Below are 15,224 nucleotides of genomic sequence, written 5' to 3' on the forward strand. Positions count from 1 at the left end.
TAAACTATAAAATAATATAATATCAATATATTATTTTTTTAACACATTTTTTACGCAGATTATCTAGCAAAACTCTACAACCCTACCCTCAGGTATATATTTTATAAGGATTTCAGCCGCTTTTTTCGGTAAAAAACCCTTAGCTTTTTCAGGCCATTCAACAAAACATATGCTATTTTCATTAAAATAATCTCTAGCACCAATCCACTCAAGTTCCTCTGGATCTGCTAGTCTATATAGATCAAAGTGATAAATATTAAATTTATCAAACTGATAGTCTTCAACTAAAGTATATGTTGGACTTTTAACATTTCCTTGATAACCTAAAGACTTTATAACTCCTTTAACAAAAGTTGTTTTACCAGCACCCAGATCTCCATATAAAAACACTACAGTTCCAAACACTAGTTCTTTAGCATATTCTTTAGCAAGCTCAAACATTTGCTTTTCGTTTTTAACTATTTTGCTTTTCATACTCTTTTATAAATTCTCCAGCTAAAACAAATGACCCGAAAACTACAGTTACAGTACTTTTCTTTGATAAATAAATACTGCTTAAGTCTTTATTATAATCAACTCTAACAATATCTTGTTCTCTAAATCTTTGCTTGATCTCCTTTATATCTAACGCTCGTGGATCTATGTATTTAAGATCAACTACTTCCCATTTATAAATATATCTTTTAGCTATAGATATAATCTCTGAGATATCTTTGCTCGCTAAGATTCCAAATATAGCTTCATATCTAATCTTTTCAATACCAAATTTAGCTTCTAGCAACTTAAACAAATGAATTACCGAAGCTGGATTATGCGCAACATCTACAATCACATAGCTTTTATTACTCTTATCCTCTTTGAGTAATTTAAATCTTGCATTTGCTCTTATATCATCTAACTTAGGAATATAGCTAATTTGCATTCTATTGAAAAGATACTCTGCTATACCCATTGCAATATTATAACTATGCGTAAAGCATTCTTTAGAACTACAATCATACTTATCACTATAGATTATCGCTTTTGCTGACTCTGCATATTCATAGACGCTATTAGGCATCTTTGAACCAAGAAATAATGGTATATCTTTTCTTGATATAGCTACCTTTTCAAGACCTATTTTATCTAACGTATCACCTAAAAGTTCACAATGATCAAAATCAATATTTGTTATAGCTGTTATATCAGGATCCATTATATTTGCAGCATCAAGACGCCCACCAATACCGACCTCAAGAATTAAATAGTCCACATCAGCTCTCTGCGAATACATACAAGCACATAAGAACGCTATTTGGTAATACGATAACTTATAATCACGTGTTATTTCCTCTAGTCGCTCTAATAGTTCTAGTAGACCACTATCACAAATAGGTTTTTTGTTTAGAGAAATTCTTTCATTAAATTTAAATACATGAGGAGATGTATGGCTTAAGACTGATTTATTATTAGTAGTTAATAATTCTTCTAACATTGCTACTGTAGTACCTTTACCATTAGTACCAGCAACAGTTATAATCTTGAATTTCTTTCTAAAATTAAATCTATCTAATATAAATAATAAATCGCGTGAGCTACATGAAAGAGCATCGTTATTAGCCATGATTTTAGCTATTTTTACTTCGACACTCATTTTTTTGATATATTAAGCTTGTTCTTCTGCTTTATGTTCTAAGGCTTGAGAATGGTTTATTTTTGTAAGATTTGGCATTAACTTATCTATTATTTTAGAAACTTCACTTCTTAAATTTCTTCTATCAACAATCATATCAACCATACCTTTTTCTACTAAGAACTCACTTCTTTGGAACCCTTCGGGTAGTTTCTCTCTAACCGTTTGCTCAATAACCCTAGGTCCAGCAAAACCGATTAATGCTTTTGGCTCAGCAAGATGAACATCACCCAACATCGCTAAAGAAGCTGAAACTCCACCAGTAGTAGGATCTGTTAGAACAACCAAGTACGGTAGTTTAGCCTCGGCTAACTTTTGTAATGCCGCACTTGTTTTCGACATTTGCATAAGTGAAAACAAAGACTCTTGCATTCTAGCTCCACCACTGGCTGTAAAACAAATAAATGGAACTTTCTTCTCCATAGCAAGTTTAACACCTCTAGCAAACTTCTCACCAACAACAGAACCCATCGAACCACCTAGAAACATAAAGTTAAACGCTGCAGCAACCATAGGAAAACCTTTTATAGTTCCATCCATAACAACTAGTGCATCTTGCTCTTCTGTTTTCTTTTGCGCTTGAGCTAATCTATCTTTATAAGTTTTGGTATCTTTAAACTTAAGCATATCAACTGGAGCAATATTAGCAAAATGCTCAGTTGTACTATCTCTATCAAAAAAAATATTCAATCTATGTCTCGCCGAGATTCTATAGTGATAGTTACAATGTGGACAAACTGATTTGTTATTATGTAGCTCTTCAGAGTATAGTGTTACTTGACAGCTTGGACACTGACTCCAGATACCTGAAGGCATGTCTTTTTTCTGTGCATTTGTACCTAAACTTCTGCTTATTACTCTTGTTAACCAACTCATTCTCTTATCTCCTCCAAAAAATTAAGACTAGATGCAGTTTTTTAGCTAAAAATCTCTATATCACTAAAGAAATATCTGATTTCTTGAGCTGCAGTATCTTCAGCATCAGAACCATGAACAGCATTAGCATCTATACTGTCTGCAAAATCAGCTCTAATTGTACCGGCATCAGCTTCTTTAGGGTTAGTAGCTCCCATCAACTCACGGTTTTTAGCTATTGCATTTTTGCCTTCCAAAACTTGAATCATTACGGGACCTGAGATCATAAACTCAACTAATGCGCTAAAAAAAGGTCTATCTTTATGTACAGCATAGAAGCCCTCAGCTTCTGCTCTTGATAATTGCTTCATTTTAGATGCTACTATTTTTAAGCCTGCTTTTTCAAAACGACTATAGATTTCTCCTATCACATTCTTTGCAACAGCATCAGGTTTAATTATAGATAAAGTTTTTTGTTTACTCATTTAGTATTCTCCAATATTTTATTAATTCAAATTATAGCACTTTTATTCATGAAATATCAAAACTAGGCGTTAATTATTAGAATTTTCGATAGCTGCCTGTATATATGACTCAAACAACTTATGACCATATCTCGGTGTTGAAGTAAATTCTGGATGAGCTTGGCATGCTATAAACCACTTATGCTCTGGTATTTCCGCAAGCTCCATTAAGTTATTATCTTCAGATCTACCTGAGAAAATTAATCCAGCTTGTTCAAGTTTTTCTACATAATTATTATTTACTTCATATCTGTGACGATGTCTTTCGACGACCTCATTAGACTCATATATTTCTTTAGCACGAGAGCCATCTTTTAAGACACACTTATACCCACCCAGACGCATTGTACCGCCTAAGTCTGAGTTATGTGTTCTTTGATGAATAGTTCCATCTTCTGCTTGCCATTCAGTTATTAGTCCTATAACTGGATTTTGAGTAGTAGGATCTAACTCACTTGAGTGAGCATCCTTTAATCCAAGTATATTTCTTGCATACTCAACTACAGCTAGCTGCATACCTAGACAAATACCCAAAAATGGAAGATTATTTTCTCTAGCATATTTAATTGAAGTGATTTTACCTTCGGCACCTCTACTACCAAATCCACCAGGTACTAAGATCGCATCAACCCCATCAAAATATGATGAAACATTTTCATCTGTAATATTTTCAGAATCTACAAACTTAATTTTTACTTTTACACCTTTTTTATAACCTGCGTTATATAATGCTTCATTTAGAGATTTATATGCTTCAGTTAAAGATACATATTTACCAACCATAGCAATTGTAACTTGGCCTTTAACATTTTTAATAGTATCTACAACACCTTGCCACTCTGATAGATCTGCCTCATTAGTGTTTAAGTTTAAAAGCTCTACTAATTTAGCATCAAACTTTTGCTGATTATATTTAAGAGGCACTTCATAGATAGTTTCTACATCCTCAGCTGTAAAAATACAATCTTGATCAACATTTGTAAAAAGAGCTATTTTACGCTTTTCATTCTCATCGAATCTCTGTTCGCATCTACAAACTAAAACATCTGCTTGTATACCAATTCCTCTTAACTCTTTAACAGAATGCTGTGTTGGCTTTGTTTTTAATTCACCCGCTACTCTTATATATGGCAGAAGTGTCAAATGAACAAACAAAGTTCTATTTCTACCAAGCTCTATTCTTAACTGCCTAATAGCCTCTAAGAATGGTTGTGATTCAATATCACCCACAGTACCACCAATCTCAACAATAGCTACATCAACATCATCAGCAATCCCCATACAAACTCGTCTTTTAATTTCATCTGTAATGTGGGGAATAACCTGGATAGTCGCTCCAAGATAGTCGCCTTTACGCTCTCTTTTTAAGACACTCTGGTAAACTCTACCAGTTGTAAAGTTATTTGCCTGAGTCATTTTATTACGGATAAAACGCTCATAATGGCCAAGATCTAAGTCTGTCTCTGCACCATCTTCTGTAACAAAAACCTCACCATGCTGAAGAGGACTCATTGTACCTGGATCGACATTAATGTATGGATCAAGTTTCATCATAGTTACATTTAAGCCACGACTCTCTAAAAGAGTTGCTAAAGAAGCCGCTGTAACACCTTTACCAAGTGAAGATACAACCCCACCTGTAACAAAAATAATCTTAGTATTTGAATTCATCAGAACACATGAAAATATAAAAAATCATGGAACATAATAATAACATTTTTCCTAAAGTGTTGCTATTTGAAAATAGCTTAATTAGCAAGATTTATTATTATATAAAGAAAATTTATGAAATCTAACTCTTTAAGAAAAGGCTCATAATATGATTTTTCTATTACTAAATTAGGTTTAGTAAATAGTTCCTACTAAAATGGACTCATTCATCAAATGAATAAATAATAAGTTTATAAAATCGTTAATCTAGAGATTAAAATATTAATATCCACATCAATACTATTATGATATCTATTAGGTTATTTTTCTAGCATGTCAAATATTAGTTAACAGTTGTTAACCAATTACTTAATGTAAATAGTTATATAATGTAAACATAAAAATAGTTTAAAGAAGTTAAACAATGAATAATTCTGGATATAACACATATAGACATCTAATAAGAGAGGGAAAGGGAACAACACTAACCTTAATTTAATTAGATCTCTTCTATCAAGTTTATTTGTTAATGTTCTTTTTAGTTATTAAAAAATCCTCTCGTCTTTTCAGACAAAAGAGGTTGTATCTTCTTTTACAAATACGGGTGAGTTATGAAATTGAAATTTGATTTTTTTATTGGTGCATTAGTTACTATTATGTGGGGGTTCAATTTTTGTATTATTGAGCTAGGTCTTAAAGACTTAGATCCTTTTATTTTAATATTATTACGCTTCTTTTTTTGTTTTTTTCCTATTATTTTCTTTATTAGAAAACCTGAAGTCTCTTGGTTTGCAATTATCATTTATGGTGTTTTATTTGGTGCCGGCTTATGGTGGATGGTAAGTTTTGCTATATATGAGGGGCTATCTGTTGGTATCTCATCAGTTTTCCTACAGTTTGCAGTTTTTTTTACTATTATTTTAAGCTTTCTTATATTAAGTGAAAAAATCAGCAAATCACATATATTTGGAATGATTATTTCTTTAATAGGCTTATTAATAATAATTTTTAGTTCAAAAGAACATTCAACAATAGAGGGGATTCTTTTAGTTTTATCAGCTGCTCTTTCGTGGGCACTCTGTAACATTATTGTTAAAATTACAAAACCTTCAGATATGTTTGCATTTATTATCTGGTCAAGTTTGTTTTCCACTATAGCAGTCCTAATAATAACTATTATAGTGAAGGGTTATAATGTAATTTTGCTTATACCAAATGAAATAACTCTAAGATCTTCCTTTTCTGTTCTATTTCAATCATATATCACTACTATTCTAGGATATTACATTTGGAATAATTTAATGAAAAAACATCTAGCTAGCTCAATAGCTCCTTTGTCACTTTTAACTCCTCCTGCAAGTATTATTTGTGCTTATATCTTCTTTGGAGATACTTTATCTATCAGCCAAATAGTTTCTGTTATTATAGTTATATTTGGTATATCTATTTTTTTTAATTTACAACAAATATTATTACTAAGACCTAAGAAATAATTACAACGGGGTAGAACATAAGTTCCAAGCTACCTCATTTAATAAATAGAAAGTATAAGTTAAGCTATGTAAATACTTATCAAGTTGTTAAAAAGTCTCTCAACTATTCAAAGAAGTTTGTTTTTTTAGAACATCTACTTTTTTAAAAAAAAGTTATCTGAGATAACATTTGATTCTTTATATAAGCTTACTAGTAATGATGTGAGCCTAATTATTAGTGATTCTATAGCTTATAAAGAAAAACTTTTAGATTTCTTGTCTTTATTAAGATTATATCAAGTCACAAACTTATCATGGATTGGAGTCATAGGTGAAAATAAGTTTCAAGTAGCCACAAGCAATATTAATATTAAAACCTGATTAAACTATAAAATTAACAGTTTTAAAAAGTTAAAACATATTGTCATTAACAAGGCTTATATATTTACTTTCACTATAGAAAATGATCCTAGGGAAATTAAAACTTCTCTTAAGGTAATGTAACACTGTAAAGGAATAGCTATAATTTTCTGATATTGCATTAAATAGAAATTTACAAGATATTATTAGAGCTAGATTTGATACTGATTTTTATAACTTAATCCAAGCTTGATCACCATATATACCATCTGGTCTATAGGCAGGTACTGAACACCAATCTGTATATGGCCAGCCTTTACATTCATATATTGAGCTACCAACCTTAACTTTATCTCCAGCCTTATACTTAGTACCCGCAACATATTCACTAGTATCAGCAGAGGTTCCCGTAAGCCTGATCTTCATATCTTTCTGCCAAATTGGTGCTCCTTGAAGAACACTACCAATAATAAGGTCATACTCACCTGGTTGCAGATTATTAGCAGTTAATGACAAGTCATATGTCTGCATAGGATCTATTTGTATATCTCTCTTATCGTATACTGCTTTGCCATTACTATCTTGCAATGTTACAAATACATTTGTTTTATCAGATGCATGTGACATAATCTTCGCTGCTATATTTACTGAACCATTTGAGCTTAGATCATATTGATCTTCAAAGCCCATTAAATGAAGTTCATTTTTAAGATGATGTGCTCCTTGATAATACTGGAAGCTAATATCACTATACGGCTTCGCTGCAACTTGATAAATACTAACAAGCTCATCATTTGGCACAACGTCACCATTATTATCCTTAACTCCCGCCATAATGCTACCGTCAAGTTCTTGTGTGCTAATCTGATTAATTTTGGCAGTCATCTCTTTAATTAAATCATTTGCAGACATACCTCGAGAAACTGTTACAAGATCATACTCTTTCATTACCCCATCTTTAGAGGCTTGTAAAATCACTCCGTCTCCTTCGCGAACATTATCTTCATTAATTGTGAAAGTATTCATTTTAATAGGAAAACGATCAGATGGATTTGTTTGCTCATGATCTCTAATATACTCCCATGGGCCCCATTGAGTAGCTCCTGGAACCTGACCTGGGTTTACCCACCATTTGCTAGCATAAACCTTTCCTTCATAAATAACTTCTGTACCACGATCTGGATAGCTTTTATTTGGGTCATATTCTTGCAACCCACCTGTGCTACCTCCATTATCAGTACCTCCGTTATCAGTACCTCCGTTATCAGTACCTCCGTTATCAGTATCCCCACTTGGTAGTATAACTGTTCCAGCTGGATGTGCATCTGTAAAATCGACATCTATAACATTAAGGAAACTAGCTGCAGTATCTCCAACATTCCATTCAGCAGCAAGAACTTGATATCCTGTCCTTACTGGCAAATCACAAGTCATGGTGAACTTACTATTAGCATCAGCTGGATGTGCATTGGTAAAATTAGGACTTGGATTATAGCAGTTTAATGATTGTGCCTCAAAATCACTTCTACTTAATGGCATGTTTGGATTCCAATCAGGTTTTGTTATCCAGACTCTAAATGATGCTGGAGAAACTGTCCAATGAGATGCTGTAAAATGCCATCTGATTGTTGTCGGGCCAGACCTAACAACAGTTTTAGCCCACCTACTTGCTGTCTGCTCAGAAAGAGCTGCACTAAGTCCAGCTCCTCCGACTTGATCACCCATAGAACCATTTTCAAAACTGCCATCTACAACTTCAAATGACTGTGGTTCATAAAGAGATATATTACCACACCCTTGATTTACACGTTCATTACATAAAAGAGGACGTCCTTTTGGTGTTTCAACATATGCATGCGAATACGCTTGTGAAGTAGCTAACAAAGCTAATCCTGTTAAGATTGTTATTTTTTTTAGTCTCATGATAAGCTCCTTATCTAAATTTATCTCAAGAACTCTAACTTTAAACACCCACATTGTCATGCTACACCAATAACTCTATAAATAAAAATATGCCAGAATATGACTATTTTGGATAACTTGGGAAGACATTTTTCTAATTCTTAATAAATGTTGAAGAATCATAAAAAAACTTTTTCAAGGTAAAATTAATCTAGACTTAACACTCACTTTTTTTGCAAAAAAAACTTGATTTAAAAAAAAAATCATCCGCCAACATATAAGAAAAAAATATAGATAACATTTTTCCTATATTTTTTTTATATCAAAAATTCTCTATTTATCACAATAAGAAGTAAGCACTTACCTAGACTTGTTTAATATAAAAGAAAGATATTAAACAATAGATATGATAAAAATAGTAAATCAAACGCTAGAACTATAAAGAATTGCTATTTTTTAACTTCCTTAATTTTACAAGTTAAGTTATACATATCACCACCAACTTTATAAACTACAGCTTTTGCATCACCACTAGGAAGAGGACACTTAACATAGTCTGATTTATTATTACCATGTGATGACGTGGCTTTACTCCAAGGTAAGATAGTTACCTGCTTGCCAGGATGCATACCCAATGGTGGTAATACTTTATGACGATATGCAGGTCTTAGAGAATCATTAGGGCCTACAACATAGTAAGGAGTATTTGATACCAACTTAACAGCTACATTATCTAAATTAGCCGTATCACCACCACCATTACCAGCATTTGGATCAATAAGCTTAATCTTCATATCTTTCTGCCAAATATCAGCACCATCTATAAGACTAGAGATAATAAGATCATAATCTCCAGGTTTTAGATTATCAGCCGTTAATGATAAGTTATATGTATCCATCGGTGATATTTGAATATCGTAGTTTTGATAAACTGCTTTACCACTACTATCTTGTAACACTACATGAACATTTGCCTTATCAGAACCGTGAGACATGATCTTCGCTGTTATATTAACTGATCCATTTGAATTTAGATCATATTGATCTTTGAAGTCCATCAAATGAAGTTGATTTTGAACATGATTATTTCCTTGGATATATTGGAAGCTAACATCAGCATATGGTTTAGATGCTACTTGATAAATACTTACCATCTCATTATTAGGTACAACATTACCATTAGCATCTTTAACACCAGCTATAATATTGCCTCCAAGCTCTTGAGAGCTAATCTCATTAATCTTTGTAGTCACCTGTCTGATTAGATCAGTTCTAGTCATGCCATTAGAAACTGTTACAAGATCATAACTTGTCAATACTCCATCTTTAGATGTTTCTAATACCACTCTATCTCCAGTACGAACTCCTTCTTCACTAATTGTGAAAGTGTTCATATTAATTGGGAACCTATCATTTGGTGTTGGCGTACCACCGTCGTGATCTCTTACACGCTCCCATGAGCTAGCCATATCAGGAGGTGTTCCTTGACTCCACCATTAGAATCATCGCCAGGTTGTATTACAGTACCGACAGGATAATCATTAGTAAAATCAACATCTATAACATTGAAGAAACTCATAGAGGTATCACCAACATCCCATTCAGCAGCTATAACTTGATAGCCTGTTCTTTGTGGTAAGTCACAAGTAATTGTAAATTTGTCTCTACCATCATTAGGAAAACTATTTACAAAATTAGGAATAGGATTGTAACAATTTAATGGTTGAGATTCAAAATCCTCTCTAGTTAAAGGCTTGTTTGGATCCCAATCTGGTTTCGTTATCCAAAATTTAAATGATGTTGGAGAGGTCGTCCAGTGTGCTGCAGCAAAATGCCATCTAAAAGTTGTAGGGCCAGACCTAACAACTGTTTTTGCCCATCTACTTGCTGTCTGTTCTGCTAAATCTGGACCAAGACCTCCACTACCAACTTCATTACCCATAGAACCGGATTCAAAATTACCATCTCCTACCTCAAATGATTGAGGCTCATATAACGACCTAACATCACATCCATCATTCACCTTATCTCTACAAAGAGCAGGACGCCCTTTTGGTGTATCAACATATGCATGTGAATATGCTTCAGAACTAACAAATAAAGCTAGTCCAGTTAATAATGCTATTTTTTTAAATTTCATTGATATGCTCCTTACCTATATTATTCAAACAACTCAGGTTCAATCCCTGCACCTTCAGTATTACATAAACAAAAATAAGAATAAAAAGCAGTGAAAAAATAATATATTTTTAATAATTCATAAAGATTACCTTAAAGTACTCCGTAAAATATACGTTAATCAATTTTAGTCTTCTTATCTATATTTAATGTTGTTTTAATAAAGATAACTCTGTTATAAAAACATATTGACATTCCAACTTTTAACAACGGTGATAAATAAGAAAATATTATTAACATATATATTTTAATATTTTTTTTATATTAATTTTGATAGTACATTTCGATAAATTAATTGCTAATTAATATCCAATTTACTTATAAATACTGATAATCTAAATAGAAAGTTAATAATTTTTTTCTACAAATGAAAAATACCAAAAAAATCCAAATGCCTGATACATTAGTAATTCTATTTTGTATCGCAATACTTGTGGCTATTGCTAGCTACTTTATTCCCGTAGGTAAATTTAATGTAAAAAATGTTCAGTATACTTCTGATGGACAAACTCATTCAAGAAGTGTACTTATTGCAGATAGTTTTAAATTCAAATTAGACTCTAAGGGTACTCCAGAAGCTAATCCTGTAAAAATATTTGCCAAAGATAGTTCTGAGAACAGAGGTTTTACAAGCTTTATCTATGATGGTATGACATCCGGTTCTAAAGATGGAGGTGCTGTTGCTATAATTGCCTTCTTACTGATAATTGGTGGCTCATTTGGTATATTACTTAGAACAAAAGTAATTGATCAGTCAATACTACGTGTAGTAAACAAATTCCAAAATAATAAAATAGTTCTACTGCCAGCTTTATGCTTTATTTTCTCATTAGGTGGAGCAGTATTCGGTATGGGAGAGGAAACTATACCCTTTATAATGCTACTAGTTCCAATTTTTGTACTTATAGGTTTTGATGCTTTTACATGCGTAGTAGTAATATATTTAGCCACTCAAATAGGATTTGCAACATCTTGGATGAATCCTTTCTCTGTAAGTATTGCTCAAGGTATAGCTCAAGTTCCGATATTATCTGGAAGTATATTTAGAATAATCATGTGGTTAATATTTACTTCATCAATAACTATTTTTGCTATTATCCATGCTTTAAGAATACAGAAAAATCCAAAGTTATCTCCAATGTATGAACATGATAACTTATATAGAAACTCTGATGAGCACTCCTTAGAGTTAACACAAAAGATGTGTATTTATTCTTGGTTAATACTAGCAAGCTTAGTAATAACTATAGTTTGGTTAGTCTATGGTGTTGTTAAATTTGGCTATTATTTACCAGAAATTGCTACACTATTTACTATATTGGGTCTTGTAACAGGATTTTTTGCAATAGTTGGTAAAGTAAATGGCATGACTCTAAATACAATACTAGATGCATTTAAAGATGGAGCAAAAGCCTTACTACCGGTTTGTTTAATTATTAGTTTTGCCTATGGTTTGATTTATCTAATGGGCGGTTCAAACCCTGAACATTACACTATGCTAAACTCTATTCTCCACTATGCTTCAGAGAGTCTATCTGGCACTAACCATTATGTCTCAGCATTAGGAATGTTCTACTTCCAATCTATCTTTAACTTTTTTGTAACTTCTGGATCTGGACAAGCCGCTTTGACAATGCCAATTATGTCACCTCTAGCAGATTTAACCGGTATAAGCAGACAAATAGCAGTCTTAGCATTTCAGCTTGGAGATGGATGGACACATTGTTTAATGCCAACATCTGCGACTTTAATGGCTGTATTAGGTGCAGCAAGAGTACCTTATGGGCTATGGTTGAAATTTATTTTCAAATTTTACCTATACCTTATGATTCTAAGTTCAATTATGATAGCTCTTGCTGTCTATATTGGTTATAACTAATCTTTGATCAAAAGCATTCTGATATTTAAGAACTCGCACTTGCTACCAATTCAACACAATTGTGAATAATTATTCACATTAAATATTTGTCATCATATTATTTTCTGATAAAATGAATAAAAATTCAAAATAAGAAAGAGTGATACATGTCTGAAAAATATCAAAAAGTTGCAAGCCATGAAGCAAAAAAAGGAGACTTCAAACGTTGTCTTTTACTTTATTCTGGTGGCTTAGATACATCTGTAATGCTTAAATGGATCCAAGAAGAATATGATGTTGAAGTTATTGCGTTAACCATAGATATTGGCCAAGTTGCGGATAACCTAGAACAAATAAAGCAAAAAGCCATCGATTTAGGGGCTATAGATGCTGTAGTATACGATGCCAAAACTCGTTTTGCAGATGAAGTTATAAGCAAAGCTATCAAAGCAAATGCTGATTACCAAGGAGGCTATGCTCTTTCTACTCCTTTAGGTAGAGTTATTATCTCAGAGATAGCTATTGAGGTTGCTAAAAAATATAACTGCCAAGTTGTTGCTCATGGTTGTACAGGCAAAGGTAATGACCAAGTTCGTTTTGAAAGCTATCTAACTACATTAGATGAGAATATAAAAACAATCGCTCCAGTAAGAGAATGGGGAATGGGAAGAGAACAAGAGCTAGAATATGCAGAGAAACATAATATCCCAGTTAAGCAACAGAAAAGTAAACCCTACTCTTACGATGAGAATATGTGGGGCAATACTGCAGAAGGTGGTGAAATAGAACACTCAAACCTTATTGCTCCTAAAGAAGCTATCTTACAGTGGTGCAAAACTCCTGAAAACGCTCTCGATAAGCCACAAAACATTAACCTAGAATTTGTCGAAGGTATACCTGTAAAACTAGATGATGAATCAATGCCTTTAGCTAAGCTAATAATGCAATGTAATAAAATAGGTGGCGAACATGGTGTTGGAGTGTTTAATCTTATTGAAGATAGATTGATCGGTCTAAAAGTTAGAGGTATCTATGAAAACCCAGGTGCTAGCATTATTATAGCCGCCCACAAAAAACTAGAACAACTTGTCTCTACTCGCCAAGAGAATGAGTTAAAGACATTTATGGATAACAAATGGGCTTATCTTGCTTATGCCGCTGAATGGTACAATCCTGTGATGAATAATATTCTTGCATTTATCGAAGAACAAAATAAAAAAGTAACAGGAAAAGTGACTGTATCATTATATAGAGGTAATATAGAAGTAGTAGCAGTCGAATCACCTTTTTCTATGCTTAAACCCGAGTTAGCAACTTTTGAAGCTGGTGGAGATTTATTTAACCATAATGCTTCAGCTGGGTTTATAGAGCTACATAGTCTAGCTCAGCGTACAGCATATTCAATAATGAAAAATAAGAAATAATTATGAGTAAAAAACTTTGGCAAACTGAAACAGATAAACTCTTACCTATAGTTGAAAAGTACACTGTAGGGCAAGACTATATTCTTGATCAAAAGTTACTTAAATATGATATTCAAGCTAGCTTGGCTCATGCAAAAATGTTGCTAAAAATGAATGTCATTAGTAAAGATGAGCTTTCATTACTAACCAAAGGTTTAGATGAGATAAAAGAGCTTGCAGCTAAAGGTCAATTTAAAATAACTCAAGATCAAGAAGATGGACATACTGCAATTGAGCAATATCTTTGTAAAAACTATGGTGATGTTGGTAAAAAAATACATACTGGTAGAAGCAGGAATGATCAATCCCTAGTAATGTTACGCCTTTTTATGAAAGATAAACTGCAGCAACTAGAAGAAACCATACATGAAAATATCCATACTTTACGAACTAAAGCTAGTAAATACGTAAACACTCCCATGCCTGGCTATACACATATGCAAAAGGCGATGCCTACTACAGTTGCTGTATGGCTAGGATCTTTTGCTGATGCATTAGCTGATGCCTTACTTTTGATATCTACTACAAGCAAAATTATTAATCAAAATCCTCTAGGCTCAGCATCTGGATTCGGTATTGATAATTTCAAGCATGATAAAGATTACACAACTGAGCTACTAAGCTTTAGTAGAACTCAAGAAAACCCTATATATTGCGCTTTTTCTCGAGGATATTTTGAAAAGCTGATTTTACAAACCCTATCAAACCCTATGAGTATTTACTCAAGATTTGCTAATGATATGATGCTTTTCACCATGTCTGAGTTTAATTATTTTAGTTTGGATAATTCATATACTACTGGATCATCGATTATGCCACAAAAGCGTAATTATGACTTATTTGAGATTATGAGAGGTAATGCAAAACTTTATCAAGGCTACCTACAGCAGATCACATCTATAATTGATGGCGTACCTAGTGGCTATAATCGTGATTACCAACTGACAAAAGCTCCTTTCTGCCAAGCTATAGAACTAATAGAAGATACCATTTTGCTATTCGACTCAACTGTAAAAAATCTAAAAATTCATAGTACAGAGTTAAATCAAGCAATGACTTCTGATCTCTATGCTACTGAAGAAGTTTATAAACTTGTCCAGCAAGGATTAACTTTCCGTGATTCTTATATAATTATTAAAGAAAAACTTAATAAATAGTTCATCTTTTTGTTAAAGATATATGTATATCTACTTGAAAAGTTTATAATACAGCATAATTTTTTTGATAATTATTAAAATTTGGTGGTCTACTAGTAAAAACCATCGAGAATAACTGTATAGTTAACTCAAA

12 protein-coding genes are annotated in these 15,224 nt (G+C 32.6%); 4 read left to right on the forward strand and 8 right to left on the reverse strand.

The features are described 5' to 3' along the window. Positions 1 to 63: 63 nt before the first annotated feature. The 5 genes from tsaE to F3D62_RS03355 all read right to left on the reverse strand — a co-directional run bounded on the left by tsaE (position 64) and on the right by F3D62_RS03355 (position 4,722). Positions 64 to 474, reverse strand: coding sequence for a tRNA (adenosine(37)-N6)-threonylcarbamoyltransferase complex ATPase subunit type 1 TsaE (gene tsaE / locus F3D62_RS03335; protein WP_150466830.1), 411 nt, complete (start codon positions 472 to 474; stop codon positions 64 to 66). Further along, positions 455 to 1,633 (reverse strand): bifunctional folylpolyglutamate synthase/dihydrofolate synthase, encoded by a 1,179-nt coding sequence (locus tag F3D62_RS03340; RefSeq protein ID WP_150466831.1) that lies wholly within the window; start codon positions 1,631 to 1,633, stop codon positions 455 to 457. The genes tsaE and F3D62_RS03340 overlap by 20 nt, the downstream gene beginning before the upstream one ends. Before the next feature lie 12 nt (positions 1,634 to 1,645). Next, positions 1,646 to 2,548, reverse strand: a complete 903-nt coding sequence (gene accD / locus F3D62_RS03345; RefSeq protein ID WP_150466832.1) for an acetyl-CoA carboxylase, carboxyltransferase subunit beta — start codon at positions 2,546 to 2,548, stop codon at positions 1,646 to 1,648. Between the two features lie 41 nt (positions 2,549 to 2,589). Beyond that, positions 2,590 to 3,012 carry a nucleoside-diphosphate kinase gene (gene ndk / locus F3D62_RS03350; protein WP_150466833.1) on the reverse strand — a complete coding sequence of 141 codons (423 nt, stop codon included), beginning with the start codon at positions 3,010 to 3,012 and terminating at the stop codon, positions 2,590 to 2,592. Between the two features lie 69 nt (positions 3,013 to 3,081). Beyond that, positions 3,082 to 4,722 (reverse strand): CTP synthase, encoded by a 1,641-nt coding sequence (locus F3D62_RS03355; RefSeq protein WP_150466834.1) that lies wholly within the window; start codon positions 4,720 to 4,722, stop codon positions 3,082 to 3,084. Between the two features lie 590 nt (positions 4,723 to 5,312). Here F3D62_RS03355 and F3D62_RS03360 point away from each other — a divergent pair. Further along, on the forward strand, positions 5,313 to 6,194 hold the full coding sequence (locus tag F3D62_RS03360; RefSeq protein WP_150466835.1) for an EamA family transporter: 882 nt from the start codon (positions 5,313 to 5,315) through the stop codon (positions 6,192 to 6,194). Positions 6,195 to 6,764: 570 nt separating this feature from the next. On the opposite strand, the gene F3D62_RS03365 is transcribed toward F3D62_RS03360, so the two are convergent. The 3 genes from F3D62_RS03365 to F3D62_RS12915 form a co-directional block, all read right to left on the reverse strand. Then, positions 6,765 to 8,456 (reverse strand): lytic polysaccharide monooxygenase, encoded by a 1,692-nt coding sequence (locus F3D62_RS03365; protein ID WP_150466836.1) that lies wholly within the window; start codon positions 8,454 to 8,456, stop codon positions 6,765 to 6,767. 428 nt (positions 8,457 to 8,884) lie between these two features. Further along, positions 8,885 to 9,904, reverse strand: a complete 1,020-nt coding sequence (locus tag F3D62_RS12910; RefSeq protein WP_224732630.1) for a chitin-binding protein — start codon at positions 9,902 to 9,904, stop codon at positions 8,885 to 8,887. Next, positions 9,880 to 10,575: a lytic polysaccharide monooxygenase gene (locus tag F3D62_RS12915; RefSeq protein WP_224732631.1), complete on the reverse strand. Its 696-nt coding sequence runs from the start codon at positions 10,573 to 10,575 to the stop codon at positions 9,880 to 9,882. The genes F3D62_RS12910 and F3D62_RS12915 overlap by 25 nt, the downstream gene beginning before the upstream one ends. Before the next feature lie 405 nt (positions 10,576 to 10,980). On the opposite strand from F3D62_RS12915, the gene yfcC reads away from it, so the two are divergent. The 3 genes from yfcC (at position 10,981) to argH (ending at position 15,091) form a co-directional block, all read left to right on the forward strand. After that, positions 10,981 to 12,492: a putative basic amino acid antiporter YfcC gene (gene yfcC, locus F3D62_RS03375; RefSeq protein ID WP_150466837.1), complete on the forward strand. Its 1,512-nt coding sequence runs from the start codon at positions 10,981 to 10,983 to the stop codon at positions 12,490 to 12,492. A 146-nt stretch (positions 12,493 to 12,638) separates the two neighbouring features. After that, positions 12,639 to 13,895, forward strand: coding sequence for an argininosuccinate synthase (locus F3D62_RS03380; protein ID WP_150466838.1), 1,257 nt, complete (start codon positions 12,639 to 12,641; stop codon positions 13,893 to 13,895). 2 nt (positions 13,896 to 13,897) lie between these two features. Further along, a complete protein-coding gene (gene argH, locus F3D62_RS03385) occupies positions 13,898 to 15,091 on the forward strand; it encodes an argininosuccinate lyase (protein WP_150466839.1) in 1,194 nt (397 codons plus the stop codon). The last annotated feature ends 133 nt before the right edge of the window (positions 15,092 to 15,224 follow it).

Source organism: Francisella sp. SYW-9 (genome assembly GCF_008711465.1).
In the GTDB taxonomy this organism is placed as follows: Bacteria; Pseudomonadota; Gammaproteobacteria; order Francisellales; family Francisellaceae; genus Francisella.